Genomic DNA, 18,907 nt, shown 5'->3' on the forward strand with positions numbered 1-18,907 from the left:
GCGAGGCGCGCGTGGTCCTTCAGGGCCGCCTTCGCCAGCACGTCGGCGGCGGGTCACCGAGCGGACGCGACCGCGGCTTTCCGTGGTTCAGCTGTCCAGGCCGATGGAGAACGCCGCCTCCAGGTCGTGCTGGGAGTACGTGCGGAACGCCACATGCGTGTCCGTCCCCTCGACCCCCTGGATCTTGCTGATCCGGCCGGGGATGACGTCCGCCAGGTCGTCGTGCCGGGCCACCCTGACCATGGCGATCAAGTCGTACGTGCCGGTGACGGAGAAGACCTCGCTGACGCTCTCCAGGGCCGCGATCGACTCGGCGATCTCGGGGATCCGGTCCACGCTGGTCTTGATGAGCACGATCGCGGTGATCACGGCTGGCTGTCTCCCTCGGTGGCCGTGGCTGGGGCTGCTCTCACCTTAGCCCGGCCTCTGTACCTCACCCACGCGTAGAGGAAGCCGAGCGAGAAGCCGACCAGGTGGGCGAGGTACGCGACGCCGGGCCCCTGGCTGTCCTGCCCCGCCGCCACCCACTGCAGCGCCACCCAGAACGGCAGCACCACCCACGCGGGGAAGCGCAGCGGCAGGAAGAGGAGGAAGGGGAGCAGGCTCGTCACGCGTGCGTCGGGGAACAGGTACAGGAACGCGCCGAGCAGCGCCGAGATCGCCCCCGATGCGCCGACCAGCGTCTGCTCGGAGCCGGCGTGCGCGATGGCGTAGCCGAGGAGTGCCAGGTAGCCGCTGACCAGGTAGAAGAGCGCGTACTGCAGGGGGCCCATGCGTTCTTCGACCATCGCCCCGAAGACGTAGAGGAAGAGCATGTTGCCCAGCAGGTGCACCCAGCTGCCGTGCACGAACAGAGCTGTGGCCGGGGTGAGTGCGGCGCGGGGTGATCCGGTGAAGAGTTCGGCGGGGAGCACGCCCCACCGCTCGAAGTAGGCGGTCTGCGCGGAAAGAAGGTGGTCACCGGTGCCGTACGACGGGTTGAACCCGGAGCAGGGGGAAAGGACGAAGACCACGCAGCAGACGGCGATGATTCCGTACGTGACCGGTGCGGGATGCCCTCTGAGGAATGAGGTCACTTTGCCGATCGCGTCGCGTCCGTTGCCGATCATGGGAGAGAGCATGACGCAAGGCGGGGAGCGGGCGGTGGACGGCAGGCCGTAGGGTTACGGGCAATAAAGCACGCACCACGTATCACGGAAAGCGCACGTGCCGAGGGCCGTGCTCGAAGGAAGAGGCGACAGTCCGATGACGGTTCCCCTGCCGACCGCCGCCACCCGCTGGCGCTGCACGCTCTGCGGCAATCTCACGCGGTTCGACGTGACCCGCTCCTCGAAGGTCGTCGAGTACCTCCACCTCGACCTGGCCGGTGAGCCGAAGGTCGAGGAACGCGACGTGGTCAGTGAGACCATCGAGTCGGTGCGCTGCCGTTGGTGCAACGCGGTGGATCAGGTGGAACTCGTGGACAGGCCGGGCGCCGACTCCTGAGGGAGCGGCCCCCCAGTGACTTTGAGGTGACGGATGGTGGAGAGCACTGGCGGGGAGGCCGGGGACGGCGGCGCCGCCGAGGTGCTCGACCGGCCGTTGCCCGAAGGCGTACGGCGGCGGGTCGTGCAGATCGTCTCGGACGGCTTCGGCGGTCTGACGGTCGGTGAGCTGCCGCCCCAGTTGCGGCAGTATGCGCGGTTCACCCCGACTCGGCGGGTGAAGTTCGCGGGCAACGCCATGGCCGCCGCCGTGGAGAGCGAGACGTTGTTCCGGCAGCGGATCGCGGAGCGGTTCCGGGACGCGCAGCCCGAACTCTGCGGCGCGCTCGACGCCGGTTCGCCGCCGCCCGCAGCCGACCCGCTGGACGTCGCCGCGGCCGCGTACGTGCTGCGGCCCGTGGGCTGGGTGAAGCTGGTCGCCGCCGCCGGCGAGGAGGCCCAGCGGGCCGACGCCGAGCGGGTCGACGAGGAGACCCGGGCCGAACTGCAGTCGCTGCGCGACCGGCTGGCCGAGGCGCAGGCCCACACCAAGGCCGAGACGGAACGATTGCGCGCCGAGCTCGACGCCGCCAGGCGCGAGACCGACGCCGTGCACCGCAAGCTGCGGGCCGCACTCAGCGATGTGAAGCGCGGCGAGGCGGCCGTGCGCAAGGCGCAGAACGAGGCCGAGACGGTCCGGGCCGAGGGGCAGGCCCAGGTGTCCGCCGCGGAGAGCGAGGCGCGCCGGGTCAAGGCGCGGCTCGGCGAGGCCGAGGCGGCCCTCGAAGCGTCGCGCAGGGCGGCCCGCGAAGGACGCAGCGTCGAGGACATGCGCGTACGCCTGCTGCTCGACACCGTCCTGGACGCCGCCCAGGGGCTGCGCAGGGAGCTGGCGCTGCCGCCCGTGTCCGCGCGGCCCGCGGACTCCGTGGACGCCGTGGAGCCGGGCAGGATGACGCCCAAGGACATCGCGGCGCGCGCCCTGCACGAGCACGACCCCGCCATCCTCGACCAGTTGCTCGCGCTGCCCCAGGCTCATCTCGTGGTCGACGGCTACAACGTGACGAAGACCGGCTATCCGACGATGCCGCTGGAGAAGCAGCGGCTCCGGCTGCTCGGCTCCCTCTCGCAGCTCGCCGCGCAGACCGGGGCCGAGGTGACCTGTGTCTTCGACGGGGCCGAGCTGGCCGCGCCCGTGCTGCTCGCGCCGCCGCGCGGGGTGCGGGTGCTGTTCTCCAAGGCGGGCGTCACCGCCGACGAGCTGATCCGTCAACTGGTGCGCGCGGAGCCGTCGGGCCGGCCCGTGATCGTGGTGTCGACGGACCGCGAGGTGGCCGACGGCATCGCGAAGGCGGGCGCGCGTCCGGTCGCGTCCGTCATGCTCCTGAAGCGGCTTTCGCGCGGTTGATGCCATCTGATACCCACTGCGTTGCATACGCCACATGGGTAACGTCCGTTCCGTATGCCCGAATTGGCGAAACCTTCACGCAACGTAGTGTCGAACGGGCATCACTGCACGTGAGTTGAGTGCAAAGAATGCAGTCGGTGACTGAGATTTTTCTCGTCAGGATTTGAACTGATCACAAGAAGGTCACTAGGGTCAGGCCTCGAACCTCCGCTCGGGTGATCACTCTCATGAGGTGAGTGACGGTGGAGGGACACCGCCCACCGGGTGTTCGTGGGCGGCTGGAGGAAGAAGGAGCTCGCCTTCGTGGCGTCCCACCGTCGACCCAAGCAGCCGAGCCGCACCCGTGTGACCGTGCTCACCGCGACCGCCGCCGCTGCCGTGGCTCTCACTTCGCAGGCGGCCAACGCCGCGCCGAAGCCCGACAAGAGCGAGGTCAAGGCCAAGGTCGACAAGCTCTACGAAGAGGCGGAGAAGGCCACCGACCTCTACAACGGGGCCAAGGAGAAGCAGCAGAAGCTCGAGAAGGAGATCGGCGAGCTCCAGGACAAGGTCGCCCGCGGCCAGGAGGACCTGAACGAGCTGCGCACGGGCCTCGGTTCGCTCGCCAGCCAGCAGTACCGCTCCGGCGGTATCGACCCCTCCGTCCAGCTCTTCCTCTCCGCGGACCCGGACGACTACCTCGACAAGGCGTCCACGCTCGACTCGCTCAGCGCCCAGCAGCTCGAGTCGCTCAAGAAGGTCCAGGACAAGCAGCGCACGCTCGCCCAGGAGCGGGCCGAGGCCTCCGAGAAGCTCAAGGACCTCGCCGACACCCGCACCGAACTCGGCAAGAAGAAGAAGGAAGTCCAGAGCAAGCTCGGCTCCGCGCAGAAGCTGCTCAACTCCCTGACCGCCGCCGAGCGGCAGAAGATGGCCGACGCCGAGGCCCGCGCCAGCCGCGGCTCCGCCGGCCGCGTCGACCTCGGCAGCGAGGTGCCCGCCTCCCAGCGCGGCGGAGCCGCCCTGAGCGCCGCAGCCACCCAGATCGGCAAGGCCTACGTCTCCGGCGGCACGGGCCCCAACTCCTACGACTGCTCGGGCCTCACGCAGTGGGCGTACGCGCAGGCCGGTGTCTCCCTGACCCGGACGACGTACACGCAGCAGAACGACGGCGTCAAGATAGGCATGAGCCAGCTCAAGCCCGGTGACCTCGTCTTCTTCAACAGCCTCGCGCACGTGGGTCTCTACGCGGGCAACGGCCAGGTGCTGCACGCCCCGCACCCCGGCGCCGTCGTCCGCTACGAGTCGATGAGCACGATCGGGTCGTTCCAGTTCGGCGTCCGCATCTGATCCTCGTACCAAAGGCTCAACACGCTCCAGAAACGCGCCCTTTCGAGCGAATTCCGGAGCCCTCTGCTGACCCCACGCCCCGCCCATGACCTGCGTCATAGGCGGGGCGTCGCGTTGCGTGCCCCCCGAACGGTCGTTGGCCAGGCGGTAGTCGCGCGACTACTGTCGGCGCGCATTCCCCGATCATGGGGAGCGCCAGCGCAATCGCCAGCGGAAGGGAGAGCGGCTACTCGTGGGGTCTCATCGCCGCACTGTGCACTCCGGTCTCTCGGGTCTCGACCGGAGCACGCGCGTAACCGTCCTGACCGTGGCCGCCGCTTCGGCGGCAGCCACCCTCGGCGCCGCTCAGGCGGGCGCCGCGCCGCAGGACAGGCCGGCCGACACCAAGGCCGAGGTGGACCGCCTGTACGACCAGGCGGAGACCGCCACCGAGGCCTTCAACAAGGCCGACGAGCGGGCCGACAAGCTCCGCGCCGAACTCACCTCCTCCCAGGACCAGGTGGCCCGGGGGCAGGAGCGGATCAACAAGATGCGCCACGCCCTCGGCATGGTGGCCGGGGCCCAGTACCGCTCCGGCGGCATGGACCCCTCGCTCGCCCTGATGTTCTCCTCCGACCCGGACGCCTATCTCGACCGGGCCAGCACCCTCAACCGGATCAGCGCCCGCCAGGCCGGCGACCTGGCCGAACTGCAGGGCGCCCAGCGGGAGCTGGCCCAGCGGCGCGCCGAGGCGCAGCGCCGGCTCGCGGAGCTGGACAAGAGCCGCAAGGCCGTCGCCCGGCACAAGCGCAGTGTCGAGTCGAAGCTGGCCAAGGCGCGGCGGCTGCTCAACTCGATGCCGGACACCGACCGCGCCGCGTACGAGCGGGCCTCGCGCGGCGGTGAGCGCCCCGACCTGGCGGGCGCGGGCCCCGCGTCCTCGGCCCGGGCGGCCGCCGCGCTCGCCGCGGCCCAGTCGGCGCTCGGCAAGCCGTACGTCTGGGGCGCCAACGGGCCCACCGCGTTCGACTGTTCGGGCCTCATGCAGTGGTCGTACGGGCAGGCCGGGGTCGGCCTGCCGCGCACCTCGCAGGCCCAGCGGTACGCGGGGCAGCAGGTCCCGCTCTCCCAGGCGCGCCCCGGCGACCTGGTCGCGTACGGGTCCGACGCCCACCACATCGGCATCTACGCGGGCAACGGCCAGGTCATCCACGCGCCCTACCCCGGCGCCCCGGTGCGCTACGACCCGGTCGGCATGATGCCGGTCTCCTCGGTGACCCGGGTCTGAGGCCCACCTGCCCGCGCGGGACGCCGTACGATCTGGATGATGGCTGGTCGACGGGGTGCGGTGCGCAGGGCGGGGTGCTTCGTGGCGCTCGGCGCCCTGCTCGCCGGGGTGTCCGGGTGCGTGTCGGACACCGCGCCGACGGACTCCCGTTCGGCCGCCGTGCAGCGCGTCCTGGACCGCCGCGCGGCCGCCGTCCTGGACGGGGACTCCACCGCGTACCGGGCGACCGGTGGCGCCGACCCCTATCTGCTGCTCGATCTCGCCGCGGTCCCGCTCGACTCCTGGGCGTACAAGCTGACGAGCCTGGACGGTTCCGGGTCCCGGGTCAGTGCCGCGGCCGAGCTGCGCTACCGCGTCGACGGGTACGACAAGGCGCCCGTCGTCGCCGAGCGGACGCTGACGCTGCAGCGCACGGGTGAGCGCTGGCGCGTCGTCGAGGACGCGCCCGCTGAGAAGTCCGGGCAGCAGCTGTGGGAGCAGGGCAAGGTCACCGCGGTGAAGGGCGCGCACAGCCTCGTGCTCGGCGTCGGGCAGCAGCCGTCCGTGCTGCGGTCGTACGCCGCTCTCGCCGACGAGGCGGTGCCCGCGGTGACGGACGCCTGGGGAGACGGCTGGGCGCGCAAGGTCGTCGTCGTGGTCCCCAAGTCCCTCGAGGGGATGGGCAAATTGCTGGGGGCGCCCGCCTCCGGCTACCAGGGCATCGCGGCCGTCACGACGGGCGAGGCGGGCGGCTCGGGCACCGCGCCCGCGGACCGGGTGATCATCAACCCCGAGGCGTACGGCGTGCTCGGCGCCTTCGGCAAGCAGGTCGTCCTCACCCACGAGACCGCGCACGTCGCCACCCGCACCGTGACCTCGGCGGCGACCCCGCTGTGGCTGTCGGAGGGGTACGCGGACTGGACGGGCTACCGGAGCACGGACCGCGCCCCCGAGCAGGCCGCCCCCGAGCTGCAGCGTGCCGTGCAGGAGGGCACCGCCCCCACCACGCTGCCCGAGGACGCCGACTTCGGATTCACCGGCGACTCGAGCAAGCTGGCGCGGGCGTACGAGAGCGGCTGGCTGGCCTGCCGGATGATCGCCGACCGCTGGGGCGAGGCGGAACTCAACGCGTTCTACACCGCCGTCGGCGGCCACAAACAGCGGGCCGGAGCCGTGGAAGGCGCCCTGCGGAGCGTCCTCGGCATCGACGAGAACGACTTCGTGGCGCGCTGGCGGGAGTACGTCCGGTCCGAACTGGGCTGAGCCGCCGTCAGGAGGACCTGGTCGCGTCGCTGAGGCCCGCGGGGGCGGGCTGAGCGGGGACCGGGGTGTGCGTGGCGCGGCGCGGCTCGGTCACCGTCGCGCGCCACAGCCGGCCACAGGCGCTCAGGGTGGCGGCGACGAGCAGCCCGTTGCGGACCAGGAGGAGGGTGAGGCCGAGGGAGTCGCTGGCCACCACGTGCGAGAACCAGAGAGGGAACTCCAGGAACGTCACGAACGTCGCGGCGAGCACCAGCCACACCGGAAGCGTCATCCGGCTGTCGCGGAACAACAGACACACGGCCGCCAGACCGACCAGCCACAGCATGTACTGCGGACTGATCACCCGGCTCGTCGTCGTGAACAGCAGCACCGCCGTCAGCGCCGCGTCGGCGAGCGTGCCCGACTGCCAGGCGCGCGCCCGCAGCCGCCACAGCACCAGCCAGCCGAAGGCGAGCGCGGTCAGCCCCTGCGCGAGGACGCTGACCACATCCACGTACGGGCCGAGGAACTCGACCGAGCCGTAGTTCAGTTGGACCGTGCCCGACCAGCCGAACCGGCGCGCCACGTGGAAGACCAGAGCGCCCAGCGACTCGACCTCCGTGCCCCGGTCCCGCTGGAACGTCAGGAAGGCGAACGCGCCCGGCATCGCTACGGCGAAGGTGACCGCGAGCCCGCCCGCCGTCAGCGCCGCGGCACCCCACGACTCGCGGGTGTCGCGGCCGCGCCGGAAGCCGACCAGCAGCAGCGCCGGCCACACCTTGAGCATCGCGCCCAGCGCGGCCATGACACCCGCGGCCTTCGGATGCCGGGCCGCCGCGAGCAGCGCCGCCACCGCGACGGCCGTGACCATCACGTCGTAGCGCGCGTACACCGTCTGCCCGAGCAGCGGCAGCCCCGCCACCCACACCCACACTCCGCGCCGCGAATGACCCCGCCGGTCGGCGACGTACAGGAGCATCAGGAAGACGACCGCGTCCGCCAGGAACGCCATCAGGAAGAACGCCGACGTATAGGGGAGGAACGGGAGCAGCGCGGGGGAGAGGATCGCCACCGCGGCGGCCGGCGGGTACTGCCACGTGACGTCGTCCAGCGGGAACGTTCCGGTGCGCAGAACGTCGAACCAGCCCTGGTAGATCACGGAGACGTCGCTGGTGACGTCGGGGCCCGGCACGACGAGCACCTTGAAGACACACAGCAGCAACAACGTCCTGGTCAGGGCCCAGCCGACAAGGACCGCTGCGGGATTTCGCGTCTTCATTCGAACCATCATGCCGGGAGGAAGTGTGTGGTGGCCATGGACCGAGGCGGCGTGGCGCGTTCCGTGGGGTGGGTTCGGTACTGTCAGCGGCGATGCACAAGACAAACAAGACGCTGGTCGTGACCAACGACTTCCCGCCCCGGCCCGGCGGCATCCAGGCCTTCCTGCACAACATGGCGCTGCGCCTGGACCCTGAGCGGCTCGTCGTCTACGCGTCCACGTGGAAGCGCGGCCGGGAAGGCGCCGAGGCGACCGCCGCCTTTGACGCGGAACAGCCGTTCACCGTCGTACGCGACCGTACGACGATGCTCCTGCCGACCCCGGGCGTGACCCGGCGCGCGGTGGGCCTCTTGCAGGAGCACGGCTGTACGTCGGTCTGGTTCGGGGCGGCCGCACCGCTCGGCCTGATGGCGCCGGCGCTGCGCAGGGCGGGCGCGCGGCGAATCGTCGCGACGACCCACGGGCACGAGGCCGGCTGGGCCCAACTCCCCGCCTCCCGGAGCCTGTTGCGCCGGATCGGCGAGTCGACGGACACGATCACGTACTTGGGCGAGTACACGCGCTCACGGATCGCGGCGGCGCTGACGCCCGCGGCGGCCGGCCGGATGGTCCAACTCCCGCCCGGGGTCGACGAGAAGACGTTCCACCCGGGTTCCGGCGGCGACCTGGTGCGGGCCCGCCTCGGCCTCTCGCAGCGCCCCGTAGTCGTGTGCGTCTCGCGTCTCGTCCCGCGCAAGGGCCAGGACACGCTGATCCTCTCGATGCCGCGGATCCTGGCGGCCGTACCGGACGCGGTGCTGTTGATCGTGGGCGGCGGCCCGTACGAGAAGGACCTCCGCAAGCTGGCCGAGGAGACCGGGGTCGCGGACTCCGTGCGCTTCACGGGCGCCGTGCCGTGGGCGGAACTGCCCGCGCACTACGGGGCCGGTGACGTGTTCGCCATGCCGTGCCGGACGCGCCGCGGCGGCCTGGACGTCGAGGGCCTCGGCATCGTCTATCTGGAGGCTTCCGCCACGGGGCTGCCGGTGGTGGCCGGTGACTCCGGCGGCGCGCCGGACGCGGTCCTCGACGGGGAGACCGGCTGGGTCGTCCGTGGCGGCGTCCCCGAGGAGGCCGCGGATCGCATCGTGGCGCTTCTGGGCGACCCGGAGCTGCGTCGCCGGATGGGGGAGCGGGGGCGTTCTTGGGTGGAGGAGCGGTGGCGGTGGGATCTGCTGGCGGAGAGGTTGCGGGGGTTGTTGTAGCGCGTGGGCGTCGCCGGGTGCGGCTCTCGTCGTGGCTGGTCGCGCAGTTCCCCGCGCCCCTGAGGTGCGCACTTCGTGCGCCACCTCATAGGCGCGTGGAGCCCCCCTGGAGCTGCGGCGAAGCCGCATGCTCCAGGGGGAACTGCGCGAGAAGCCCCGCCGGGCCGCAGCCGCGCGACCAGGGGTTCACCCACGGCGAGTGGGCTCACCCGCGCACGCCCCGTCACCACAGGTCCAGCGGCGCGGAAGCGGCCTCAGCCCCGGTAGATCGCTTCGACCTCGTCCGCGTAATCCTTGGCCACGACATTCCGCTTCAGCTTCAGCGAGGGCGTCAGGTGGCCCGAGTCCTCCGTGAACTGGGCGCCCAGGATGCGGAACTTGCGGACCGACTCCGCCTTGGAGACCGCCGCGTTGCCGTCGTCCACGGCCGTCTGGATCGCGGCGAGCAGGTCCACGTCGTCGCGCAGGGACGCCACCGTGGAATCCGCCGGCTTGTCGTGGTCGGCGGCCCACTTGCCGAGGAACTCCTCGTCGATGGTGACGAGCGCCCCGACGAACGGCCTGCCGTCGCCGACGACCATGCACTCCGCGACGAGGGCATGCGCGCGGATGCGGTCCTCGATGACGGCGGGAGCGACGTTCTTGCCGCCCGCCGTGACGATGATCTCCTTCTTGCGGCCGGTGATGCGCAGGTAGCCGTCCTCGTCGAGCGTGCCGATGTCGCCGGTGTGGAACCAGCCGTCGGCGAGGGCCTCTTCGGTCGCGCCCTCGTTGTTCCAGTACCCGGTGAACAGGTGCTCGCCGTGGAGGAGGACCTCGCCGTCGTCGGCGATACGGACCACCGAGCCCGGCAGCGGCTGGCCGACCGTGCCGATCTTCTGCCGGTCCCACGGGTTGAAGGCGGTGGCGGCGCAGGACTCGGTCAGGCCGTACCCCTCCAGGACCGTGAAGCCGATGCCGCGGAAGAAGTGCCCGAGGCGCTCGCCCAGCGGGGCGCCGCCCGAGATCGCGTACTCCCCGCGGCCGCCGAGCACCGCGCGCAGTTTGCTGTAGACCAGCTTGTCGAACGTCTTGTACTTGAGCTTCAGCGCGAGCGACGGGCCCTTCGGGGTGTCGAGCGCGCGGCTGTACTCGATCGCCGTGTCGGCGGCCTTGTCGAAGATCTTGCCCTTGCCGTCGGCCTGCGCCTTGGCCCGCGCCGAGTTGTAGACCTTCTCGAAGACGCGCGGCACGCCCAGGATCAACGTCGGCCGGAACGCGGCGAGTTCATCGGTGAGGTGCTTGATGTCGGGCGCGTGGCCCAGCTTGATCGGGGCCATCAGCGAGGCCACCTCGACGAGCCGGCCGAAGACGTGCGCGACCGGGAGGAAGAGGAGCACCGAGCACTCGCCCGTGCGGAACAGGGGCTTCAGGCGCTCCACCACGTTGCCGCACTCCGCGAAGAAACTGCGGTGCGTCAGCACACAGCCCTTGGGGCGGCCGGTGGTGCCGGAGGTGTAGACGATCGTCGCCGGGTCGTCGGCCCTGGCCACGCCGCTGCGCTCGTCCACCGTCTCGTCGGGGACCTCGGCGCCGGTGCGGTTCAGCTCCTCGACGCCGCCCGCCTCGATCTGCCAGACGTGCCGCAGCGCCGGCAGCCGGTCGCGCACGGAGGCGACGGAGGCGGCGTGGACGTCCGACTCGACGAGGATCCCGACGGCCCCGGAGTCGCTGAGGATCCACTGGACCTGCTCGGCCGAGCTCGTCTCGTAGACCGGGACGGTGATCGCGCCGGCGCTCCAGATCGCGAAGTCGAGGAGTGTCCACTCGTACCGTGTGCGGGACATGAGGGCGACCCGGTCGCCCGGTCGCACGTCGGAGGCGATGAGGCCCTTGGCGGCGGCCCGTACCTCGGCGAGGAACTGGACGGACGTGACGTCCGTCCAGGTGCCGCCGACCTTGCGGCCGATGACGGCGACGTCCGGATGCTGCGCGGCGTTTCTGCGGACGATGTCGGTCAGGTTGCCGTCCGCAGGGACCTCGTACAAAGCCGGAAGGCTGAACTCGCGCAAGACTGCTGCTCCTCATAAGGCGCCGGCGCCACGACTCTGTGTGCTGCGTCGGTGCGGTCCAAGATCGGGCAGGTGCTCAGGACCTCGTCGATCGATCCGTTGATCGAAATGATGGAACCGAGCACGACTGGACTGCCCGGACGTTACCCACCAGTACTGCTTTTTCGGTAGGGGGTCCAGACCAGATGTTCGCTGCGTCACACGTCAGGGCGGTGCTTTGCGCACAGTAGTCCACCCGCTTCCCGTCTAGGAAGTAACCGCAGGTCCGGTGGCCTCTACCCACCTTCCGTCCATCGTCCTAGGGTGATCGCATGCGCGTACATGTAGTCAGCGATGTGCACGGAAACTCCACCGACCTCGCACGGGCCGGTGACGGTGCCGACGCCCTCGTCTGTCTCGGTGACCTGGTCCTCTTTCTCGACTACGCCGACCACTCGCGCGGCATTTTTCCCGATCTGTTCGGAGTGGAGAACGCCGACCGCCTCGTCGAACTGCGCACCGCCCGCCGTTTCGACGAGGCGCGGGCGCTGGGGACGAAGCTATGGGCGGGCATCGACCGACGGCCCGCCATCGAAAAGGCGGTGCGCAAGCAGTACGCGGAGCTGTTCGCGGCCTTCCCCTCTCCTACGTACGCCACCTACGGCAACGTCGACATGCCGCAGTTGTGGAGTGAGTACGCGGGCCCCGGCACCACCGTGCTCGACGGGGAGCGGGTCGAGATCGGCGGCCGGACCTTCGGCTTCGTCGGGGGCGGCCTGCGCACCCCGATGCGCACCCCGTACGAGATCGACGACGAGGAGTACGCCGCCAAGATCGAGGCCGTCGGCGAGGTCGACGTGTTGTGCACCCACATTCCGCCGGAGGTCCCGGAGCTGGTGTACGACACGGTGGCGCGGCGCTTCGAGCGCGGCAGCCGGGCGGTCCTGGAGGCCATCCGCCGCACCCGGCCCCGCTATTCGCTCTTCGGCCACGTCCACCAGCCGCTCGCCCGGCGCATGCGGATCGGCTCCACGGAGTGCGTGAATGTCGGCCACTTCGCCAGCGCGGGCCGGCCCTGGGCCCTGGAGTGGTGACGGCGGGGCCGCCCATGCGCGATAGCCTGCACGCGAGACACACGCATGCACGCCGGACCGCATCTGGAGGAGCCACCGCGATGGCGGAACACACCAGCTCGAGCATCACGATCGAGGCGGCACCGGCCGATGTCATGGGGGTGATCGCCGACTTCGCCCGCTATCCGGACTGGACGGGCGAGGTGAAGGAGTCCGAGGTCCTCGCGACGGACGACGCCGGCCGCGCCGAGCAGGTCCGCCTCGTCATGGACGCCGGCGCGATCAAGGACGACCAGACCCTCAAGTACACCTGGGCGGGGGCCAACGAGGTGTCCTGGACCCTCGTCAAGTCCCAGATGCTGCGCTCGCTCGACGGGTCGTACGTGCTGAGGCCGGCGGGCGCCGGGACCGAGGTCACGTACTCGCTGACCGTCGACGTGAAGATCCCGATGCTCGGAATGATCAAGCGCAAGGCCGAGAAGGTCATCATCGACCGGGCGCTGGCCGGCCTGAAGAAGCGCGTGGAGTCCGGTAAGTAATTCGTCCGGCGCCGAGGAGCGGGGTCCGGGGCGCGGCCCCGTGACCTCGGCACAGTAGCCTCGGGATCCATGCGCACCCTTCTCGTCACCGGCCCCGGTGGCGCCGGCCGGACCACCATCGCCGCCGCCACCGCTCTGCGGGCCGCGGCGGACGGCCTGCGCACGCGGCTGATCACCGGCGCCCCGGCGGGCGCGGTGGATGATCTTCCCGGGGTCGACGTCACCCGGCTCGCCCCGGCCGACGGGTTCCGGGACGATCTGCTCGCTCTGCAGGACCGGGCCGGTTCCGCGCTCGACCTGCTCGGCGCCGCCCGGCTCGACGCCGACGAGCTCACCCCGCTGCCCGGCAGCGACGAACTCGCCCTGCTGCGCGCCCTGCGGGACAGCCCCGAAGGCCCCCACGACCTGGTCGTCGTCGATCTGCCGCCCGCCCCGCACGCCGTCGCCGTCCTCGCCCTGCCCGAACAGCTGCGCCGCTACCTGCGCCGCCTGCTGCCCGCCGAACGCCAGGCGGCCCGCGCCCTGCGGCCCGTCCTCGGCCGACTCGCGGGCGTGCCGATGCCCGCCGAGTGGCTGTACGAGAGCGCGGCCCGCTGGGACGCCGAACTCGCCGCCACCCAGGCCGTGATCGACGCCGACACCACCCTCGTACGCCTCGTCGCCGAACCCACCCCGGCCGCCGCCGAGACCCTGCGCACCACCGGTACCGGGCTCGCCCTGCACGGCCTGCGCACCGAGGCGCTGATCGCCAACCGGATGTATCCCGACGGGTCCACCGACCCGTGGCTGGCCGACGCCGCGGCCCGGCAGCGCAAGGTCGTCGCCCAGTGGCAGGACACGTACGAGATACGCCACATCGGCCGTGACCCGCGCGGCACCGATCTCGCCGCCCTCGACGTGCCGCTGCCCGGTGCCCCCGCGCCCCGCACCCCCTGGCCCGTCGAGGACCACCTCGCCGACGACGGTGTGCTGGTCTGGCGGATCCCGCTGCCCGGCGCCGTGCGCGAGGAGCTCACGCTGATCCGGCGGGGCGACGAGATCGTCATCGGCGCGGGAACGTTCCGCCGCATCGTCCCGCTGCCCTCCGCGCCCCGCCGCTGCACCGTCGCCGGAGCCGGGCTCGCCGACGGCGAACTGCGCGTGCGGTTCGCGCCCGATCCGGATCTGTGGCCGCAGACCCGGTGAAGGGCCCGCACCCGTTCGGGTAACGTCGAAGAAGTCAGCGCTTCAGCATCTTTTCAGCTCTCCGCAGGAGTCAGCCGCCATGAGCGACGCCACAGAGCAGCCCGCACCCCAGGTCGACGCCGACGCCTGGGAGCAGGCCTGCGCCGAGGATCTCGCGGCGGAGAAGGCCCGCCGCCGGGCCGAGTACGGGCCACCGCCCGGCTCGGCCGCCGAGGAACTGCGCAAGCTCGTCGACGCCGTCGCCGACAAGCTGTCCGGGCTGTCCGGATCGCAGGCCCCGTTCCTGGGGGCCGTCGCGCAGGGCACCGCCGAGCAGGTCGCCAAGCAGGTCGTCCGCCAGGCCAGGTCCGTCGTCGAGCCGGTCATCGAGCGCAACTCCGACGTCTTCGACCACCTCGCCGCCGCGGGCTCCGAACTGCTCGCCGCCTACCGGTCCGCCGTCGAGACCCAGGAGCGCCGCTGGACCCAGCGCTCCCACGAGCCCAAGCCCCCCATGGCCCCCACGGACCCCAAGGCCCCCACGGACGAAGGCCCCGACGGGGAACACATCGACCTGGACTGAAGCCCGCTCGGGTACGGTGGGCGCTAGCGGGGCTCGACCGAACTGAGGGATTCATGGGACTCACCATCGGCGTCGATATCGGCGGCACGAAGATCGCGGCCGGCGTGGTGGACGAGGAGGGCAACATCCTCTCCACGTTCAAGGTGCCGACGCCTTCCACGTCTGACGGGATCGTGGACGCGATCGCCTCGGCCGTGGAAGGTGCCAGGGCCGGGCACGAGATCGTGGGCGTGGGCATCGGCGCCGCCGGCTACGTCAACCGGCAGCGGTCCACGGTGTACTTCGCGCCGAACATCGACTGGCGTCAGGAACCGCTGAAGGAGAAGGTCGAGCAGCGCGTCGGCCTGCCCGTGGTCGTGGAGAACGACGCGAACGCGGCAGCCTGGGGCGAGTACAAGTTCGGGGCCGGCAAGGGCCACCGCAACGTCATCTGCATCACGCTCGGCACCGGCCTCGGCGGCGGCATCATCATCGGCAACAAACTGCGCCGGGGTCACTTCGGCGTGGCCGCCGAGTTCGGCCACATCCGCATGGTGCCGGACGGCCTGCTGTGCGGCTGCGGCTCCCAGGGCTGCTGGGAGCAGTACGCCTCCGGGCGCGCCCTGGTCCGCTACGCCAAGCAGCGGGCGAACGCGACGCCGGAGAACGCCGAGTACCTGCTGTCACTCGGCGACGGCTCCCCGGAGGGCATCGAGGGCAAGCACATCTCGATGGCCGCCCGTCAGGGCGACCTCGTCGCGGTGGACTCCTACCGCGAGCTGGCCCGCTGGGCCGGCGCGGGCCTGGCCGACCTCGCCTCGCTCTTCGACCCCTCGGCGTTCATCGTCGGCGGCGGTCTGTCGGACGAGGGCGAGCTGGTCCTCGACCCGATCCGCAAGTCGTACAAGCGCTGGCTCGTCGGCGGGAACTGGCGGCCGGTGGCCGACGTCATCGCGGCCCAGCTCGGCAACAAGGCGGGCATGGTCGGCGCGGCCGACCTGGCACGTGAGCCCGACCCGGTGATGTGAGACCGGTGCGCAGAAGGTGCCCGTCGTTCCCCCCGGGAGCGGCGGGCACCGGCGTATCTTGATCGTCATGGACTCCGGCTCCCTCCCCAACTCCCTTACCGCGGAAGACGGTTCGGCCGTCATCCGCGTCCTGAGCTACAACATCCGCTCGATGCGCGACAGCCCGGTCGCCCTCGCCCGCGTCATGAAGGCCTGCGCCCCCGACCTGGTCCTGATCCAGGAGGCGCCGCGCTTCTTCCGCTGGCGCAAGAAGCTCGCCCGGCTCGCCCGCGCCGCCGACCTGGTCATCCTCTCCGGCGGCGGCAGCGCGGCGGGCCCGGCCCTGCTGTGCTCGCTGCGGGCCACGGTGGAGCGGACGGAGGACGTGCTGCTGCCGCTCACGCCCGGGCTGCACCGGCGCGGCCTCGCCACCGCCGTCGTACGGTTCGGGGGAGCGCGGCTCGGCGTCGTCAGCTGCCACTTGAGCCTGCAGAAGGACGAGCGGTACGCGCAGGGCGGGATGCTGCTCGACCGGATCGAGGAGTTGGGCGTCGAGCACGCCGTCGTCGGCGGCGACCTCAACGAGCGCCCCGACGGACGCACGTTCCGCCGACTGGCCACCACCCTGAACGACGCCTGGGCGGCCCGCCCCTGGGGCAGCGAATACACCTCGACCCCGGCCGATCCCCATCAGCGCATCGACGCGATCCTCGCCACCAAGGGCATCGAGATCCTCGGCTGCGGCGTCCCGCCGGACCTGCCCGCGGACGACCTGAGGGCGGCCACGGACCATCTGCCGGTCCTGGCCGCCCTCAGAATTCCTGCCATGTAGAGGTCAGACCACGGCGCCGCGCCCCGGGTCGTCGTCCTCGTCCTCGCCCGACTGCATCCGCGCCACCAGTGTGGCGAAGCCGCCCAGGAAGCCGCCGACGCAGACCGTCGTCAGCCACCACGTCATCGACCAGCCGAGCAGCACGGAGACGAGCAGCAGCACCGGGCCGCCGATCACGGCCAGCCACGCGAACCTGGCCGTCACGTCCGTCTCCGGCAGCGGCGGCGGCTCGGGCGGCACGAAGTGGCCCTCGTCGTCCTCGTCGAAGTCGCTCTCGGCCGGCTCCGGCACCGTGTGGTCACGGGGGCCCGGGGCGGCGGCGACGCCCGGGGCGAAGGAGACCGACGAGCCGAGCGGCCCCTTGGCGTCCTTCTTCGGCCGCTCGCCCGGCTCGTCGGGCTCGGCCGGCTTGTCGGGGTCCCGCGACGGCGTCGTATTGGTCTCCGGGTCCAGGAGCGCCAGATCCTCCACCGACTTGAACGGCTTCGCGCCCGGCGGGTCCGGCGGCTCCTCCCCGTACCCGGCGACGATCTGCGCCCACACGGCGTCCTCGTCGACCGGGAACGCCGCGCCCGGCTCCTCCGCCTCCCGCGGCGGCTGCCCGGCGCCGGCACCCGCGCCGGTCCCGGTCACCTCGGGCTCGCGGCCCTCGCCGCCGTCCGGGCTGTCGGGGCTCTCGGGCTCCCGCCGATCCTGCTCAGCCACCGCTGGCCGTCCCTTCCGCGCCCGCACCGGGGCTGGTCACACCCTCGCCGGGGGTCTTGCCGACACTGGGAGCGAGCCGGTCGATGAACGCATGGCTCTCCTCGAAGATCCGGCCCGCGTCATGGTCCAACGTCGCGACGTGGTAGCTCTGTTCCAGCAGGATCTCCGTGACGTCCGTGGAGGAGATCCGGCTCAGCACGCGGGCCGAGTCGGCGGGCGGCACCACATGGTCCTGGGTGCTGTGCAGCACCATCACCGGCTGGGTCACCTGCGGCAGTTCACGGTCCACGAGCCGGAAGAACGCGCGCAGTTGGTGCGCGGAGTGCAGCGGCACCCGGCCGTAGCCGATCTCCTCCGAGCCCTCCTTGGCGATGTCGCTGGCGATGCCCTTGACCGTAGGGACGAAGTGCCGCGCCACCGGAAGGGCGTGCGCGGCCAGGCCGTGCACCTTGTTCCCCGGGTTGACCAGGACGAGGCCCGCCACCTGGTCGCCGTGCCGGGCCGCGAGGCGCAGGGCGAGCGCGCCGCCCATCGACAGGCCGGCGACGAACACCTGCGAGCAGCGCTCCGTGAGGTCGCGCAGGGCGCGGTCCACCTCGGCGTACCAGTCCTGCCAGCCGGTGACCGCCATGTCCTCCCAACGGGTGCCGTGCCCGGGCAGCAGCGGGAGGGAGACGGTCAGTCCGCGCCCGGCCAGATACTCCGCCCAGGGCCGCATCGACTGCGGCGATCCGGTGAAGCCGTGACAGAGGAGGACGCCGACCTCGCCGCCTTCGTGGCGGTACGGCTCGGCTCCAGGAAGGACCGGCACCTTCGGTCTCCAGTTCGTGAAAGGGGCTACTGGACGGGGAAGCAGCGGGGAGCAGCGGGACGTGAACTTCACCGTACGCGACCGGACTGACACCGACCAGGGTCGTCGGGCCCCTGAGCGGCCCCGCGGGTTAAGGTCTGATCCGGACTAAGGAAGGCAGTGGGTTGATCTACGGCGCAATGAAGGTGGCCATCGGGGGGCCGCTGAAGCTCGGCTTCAGGCCGTGGGTGGAGGGCATGGAGAACATCCCCGCCGAAGGGGCCGCGATCCTGGCCAGCAACCACCTCTCCTTCTCCGACTCGTTCTTCCTGCCCGCTGTCCTCGACCGCAAGGTCACCTTCATCGCGAAGGCCGAGTACTTCACCACGCCCGGGGTGAAGGGCAAGTTGACGGCCGCCTTCTTCAAGGGCGTCGGCCAGCTGCCCGTGGACCGCTCCGGTTCACGTGGCGCGGGCGAGGCCGCCATCAAGAGCGGCATCGATGTCCTGGAGCGCGGCGAGCTGTTCGGCATCTACCCCGAGGGCACGCGGTCCCCGGACGGGCGGCTGTACCGCGGCAAGCCCGGCGGCCTGGCCCGCGTGGCACTGGCCACCGGCGCGCCCGTCATCCCGGTCGCCATGATCGACACGGAGAAGATCCAGCCGCCGGGCAAGGTGATGCCGAAGTTCATGCGCCCCGGCATCCGCATCGGCAAGCCGCTGGACTTCAGCCGCTACCAGGGCATGGAGAACGACCGGTTCGTGCTGCGGGCGGTGACCGACGAGGTCATGTACGAAATCATGAAGCTTTCCGGCCAGGAGTACGTCGACGTGTACGCGACGGCCGCCAAGCGGCAGATCGCTGACGCGGCAAAGGCCGAAAAGGCGGCGAAGGCCGCCAAGGCAGAGCTGGAGAAGGCCGAGAAGGCCGAGAGAGAAGCACAGTAGGAGCGGGGCGGCGCCTAGCCGTACCGCCCCGAGGCACCGGGGGAACG

General features: G+C 71.4%; 19 protein-coding genes. 13 read left to right on the top strand and 6 right to left on the bottom strand.

Annotated features, from left to right (window positions below):
• Positions 1 to 87 precede the first annotated feature (87 nt).
• Together AB0J02_RS13935 and AB0J02_RS13940 are read right to left on the bottom strand one after the other, a co-directional pair.
• Positions 88 to 369: an Lrp/AsnC ligand binding domain-containing protein gene (locus AB0J02_RS13935; protein ID WP_363193873.1), complete on the bottom strand. Its 282-nt coding sequence runs from the start codon at positions 367 to 369 to the stop codon at positions 88 to 90.
• Positions 366 to 1,109 (bottom strand): rhomboid family intramembrane serine protease, encoded by a 744-nt coding sequence (locus AB0J02_RS13940; RefSeq protein ID WP_363193874.1) that lies wholly within the window; start codon positions 1,107 to 1,109, stop codon positions 366 to 368. The genes AB0J02_RS13935 and AB0J02_RS13940 overlap by 4 nt, the downstream gene beginning before the upstream one ends.
• A gap of 136 nt (positions 1,110 to 1,245) precedes the next feature.
• Here AB0J02_RS13940 and AB0J02_RS13945 point away from each other — a divergent pair, with 136 nt between their 5' ends.
• From AB0J02_RS13945 to AB0J02_RS13965, 5 genes are all read left to right on the top strand, one after another.
• On the top strand, positions 1,246 to 1,485 hold the full coding sequence (locus AB0J02_RS13945; RefSeq protein ID WP_363193875.1) for a hypothetical protein: 240 nt from the start codon (positions 1,246 to 1,248) through the stop codon (positions 1,483 to 1,485).
• A 33-nt stretch (positions 1,486 to 1,518) separates the two neighbouring features.
• A complete protein-coding gene (locus AB0J02_RS13950; protein WP_363193876.1) occupies positions 1,519 to 2,871 on the top strand; it encodes an NYN domain-containing protein in 1,353 nt (450 codons plus the stop codon).
• Positions 2,872 to 3,174: 303 nt separating this feature from the next.
• Positions 3,175 to 4,200: an NlpC/P60 family protein gene (locus AB0J02_RS13955; RefSeq protein WP_363193877.1), complete on the top strand. Its 1,026-nt coding sequence runs from the start codon at positions 3,175 to 3,177 to the stop codon at positions 4,198 to 4,200.
• A 232-nt stretch (positions 4,201 to 4,432) separates the two neighbouring features.
• Positions 4,433 to 5,467, top strand: coding sequence for an NlpC/P60 family protein (locus AB0J02_RS13960; protein WP_363193878.1), 1,035 nt, complete (start codon positions 4,433 to 4,435; stop codon positions 5,465 to 5,467).
• A 39-nt stretch (positions 5,468 to 5,506) separates the two neighbouring features.
• Positions 5,507 to 6,709 carry a hypothetical protein gene (locus AB0J02_RS13965; RefSeq protein WP_363193879.1) on the top strand — a complete coding sequence of 401 codons (1,203 nt, stop codon included), beginning with the start codon at positions 5,507 to 5,509 and terminating at the stop codon, positions 6,707 to 6,709.
• 7 nt (positions 6,710 to 6,716) lie between these two features.
• Here the strand turns inward: AB0J02_RS13965 and AB0J02_RS13970 are convergent, their stop codons facing one another.
• Positions 6,717 to 7,967 (bottom strand): glycosyltransferase family 87 protein, encoded by a 1,251-nt coding sequence (locus tag AB0J02_RS13970; protein ID WP_363193880.1) that lies wholly within the window; start codon positions 7,965 to 7,967, stop codon positions 6,717 to 6,719.
• Positions 7,968 to 8,059: 92 nt separating this feature from the next.
• Between AB0J02_RS13970 and AB0J02_RS13975 the strand changes: the two genes are divergently transcribed.
• A complete protein-coding gene (locus AB0J02_RS13975) occupies positions 8,060 to 9,211 on the top strand; it encodes a glycosyltransferase family 4 protein (protein WP_363193881.1) in 1,152 nt (383 codons plus the stop codon).
• 254 nt (positions 9,212 to 9,465) lie between these two features.
• Here the strand turns inward: AB0J02_RS13975 and AB0J02_RS13980 are convergent, their stop codons facing one another.
• On the bottom strand, positions 9,466 to 11,262 hold the full coding sequence (locus AB0J02_RS13980; RefSeq protein WP_363193882.1) for an AMP-dependent synthetase/ligase: 1,797 nt from the start codon (positions 11,260 to 11,262) through the stop codon (positions 9,466 to 9,468).
• A gap of 311 nt (positions 11,263 to 11,573) precedes the next feature.
• On the opposite strand from AB0J02_RS13980, the gene AB0J02_RS13985 reads away from it, so the two are divergent.
• From AB0J02_RS13985 to AB0J02_RS14010, 6 genes are all read left to right on the top strand, one after another.
• Positions 11,574 to 12,335 (top strand): metallophosphoesterase, encoded by a 762-nt coding sequence (locus tag AB0J02_RS13985; RefSeq protein WP_363193883.1) that lies wholly within the window; start codon positions 11,574 to 11,576, stop codon positions 12,333 to 12,335.
• A gap of 80 nt (positions 12,336 to 12,415) precedes the next feature.
• Positions 12,416 to 12,853 carry an SRPBCC family protein gene (locus tag AB0J02_RS13990; RefSeq protein WP_363193884.1) on the top strand — a complete coding sequence of 146 codons (438 nt, stop codon included), beginning with the start codon at positions 12,416 to 12,418 and terminating at the stop codon, positions 12,851 to 12,853.
• Positions 12,854 to 12,922: 69 nt separating this feature from the next.
• Positions 12,923 to 14,038, top strand: a complete 1,116-nt coding sequence (locus AB0J02_RS13995; protein WP_363193885.1) for an ArsA-related P-loop ATPase — start codon at positions 12,923 to 12,925, stop codon at positions 14,036 to 14,038.
• Positions 14,039 to 14,117: 79 nt separating this feature from the next.
• Positions 14,118 to 14,600 (top strand): DUF5304 domain-containing protein, encoded by a 483-nt coding sequence (locus tag AB0J02_RS14000; protein ID WP_363193886.1) that lies wholly within the window; start codon positions 14,118 to 14,120, stop codon positions 14,598 to 14,600.
• Positions 14,601 to 14,653: 53 nt separating this feature from the next.
• Positions 14,654 to 15,607, top strand: coding sequence for an ROK family glucokinase (locus AB0J02_RS14005; RefSeq protein WP_363193887.1), 954 nt, complete (start codon positions 14,654 to 14,656; stop codon positions 15,605 to 15,607).
• A 67-nt stretch (positions 15,608 to 15,674) separates the two neighbouring features.
• Positions 15,675 to 16,418: an endonuclease/exonuclease/phosphatase family protein gene (locus AB0J02_RS14010; RefSeq protein ID WP_363193888.1), complete on the top strand. Its 744-nt coding sequence runs from the start codon at positions 15,675 to 15,677 to the stop codon at positions 16,416 to 16,418.
• A gap of 3 nt (positions 16,419 to 16,421) precedes the next feature.
• On the opposite strand, the gene AB0J02_RS14015 is transcribed toward AB0J02_RS14010, so the two are convergent.
• Positions 16,422 to 16,961 (bottom strand): hypothetical protein, encoded by a 540-nt coding sequence (locus AB0J02_RS14015; RefSeq protein ID WP_363194238.1) that lies wholly within the window; start codon positions 16,959 to 16,961, stop codon positions 16,422 to 16,424.
• A gap of 154 nt (positions 16,962 to 17,115) precedes the next feature.
• A complete protein-coding gene (locus AB0J02_RS14020; protein WP_363193889.1) occupies positions 17,116 to 17,934 on the bottom strand; it encodes an alpha/beta fold hydrolase in 819 nt (272 codons plus the stop codon).
• A 164-nt stretch (positions 17,935 to 18,098) separates the two neighbouring features.
• On the opposite strand from AB0J02_RS14020, the gene AB0J02_RS14025 reads away from it, so the two are divergent.
• Positions 18,099 to 18,860 carry a lysophospholipid acyltransferase family protein gene (locus tag AB0J02_RS14025; RefSeq protein WP_363193890.1) on the top strand — a complete coding sequence of 254 codons (762 nt, stop codon included), beginning with the start codon at positions 18,099 to 18,101 and terminating at the stop codon, positions 18,858 to 18,860.
• Positions 18,861 to 18,907: the final 47 nt, after the last annotated feature.

The sequence above is a fragment of the Streptomyces sp. NPDC050264 genome (assembly GCF_040655895.1).
Lineage (GTDB): Bacteria > Actinomycetota > Actinomycetes > Streptomycetales > Streptomycetaceae > Streptomyces.

Coding starts and splice junctions, on each gene's coding strand:
- AB0J02_RS13975 (WP_363193881.1), top strand. CDS start 8,060: ATGCACAAGACAAACAAGACGCTGGTCGTGACCAACGACTTCCCGCCC.
- AB0J02_RS13990 (WP_363193884.1), top strand. CDS start 12,416: ATGGCGGAACACACCAGCTCGAGCATCACGATCGAGGCGGCACCGGCC.
- AB0J02_RS13950 (WP_363193876.1), top strand. CDS start 1,519: ATGGTGGAGAGCACTGGCGGGGAGGCCGGGGACGGCGGCGCCGCCGAG.
- AB0J02_RS13995 (WP_363193885.1), top strand. CDS start 12,923: ATGCGCACCCTTCTCGTCACCGGCCCCGGTGGCGCCGGCCGGACCACC.
- AB0J02_RS14010 (WP_363193888.1), top strand. CDS start 15,675: ATGGACTCCGGCTCCCTCCCCAACTCCCTTACCGCGGAAGACGGTTCG.
- AB0J02_RS13940 (WP_363193874.1), bottom strand. CDS start 1,109: ATGATCGGCAACGGACGCGACGCGATCGGCAAAGTGACCTCATTCCTC.
- AB0J02_RS13985 (WP_363193883.1), top strand. CDS start 11,574: ATGCGCGTACATGTAGTCAGCGATGTGCACGGAAACTCCACCGACCTC.
- AB0J02_RS14000 (WP_363193886.1), top strand. CDS start 14,118: ATGAGCGACGCCACAGAGCAGCCCGCACCCCAGGTCGACGCCGACGCC.
- AB0J02_RS13945 (WP_363193875.1), top strand. CDS start 1,246: ATGACGGTTCCCCTGCCGACCGCCGCCACCCGCTGGCGCTGCACGCTC.
- AB0J02_RS14005 (WP_363193887.1), top strand. CDS start 14,654: ATGGGACTCACCATCGGCGTCGATATCGGCGGCACGAAGATCGCGGCC.
- AB0J02_RS13970 (WP_363193880.1), bottom strand. CDS start 7,967: ATGAAGACGCGAAATCCCGCAGCGGTCCTTGTCGGCTGGGCCCTGACC.
- AB0J02_RS13965 (WP_363193879.1), top strand. CDS start 5,507: ATGGCTGGTCGACGGGGTGCGGTGCGCAGGGCGGGGTGCTTCGTGGCG.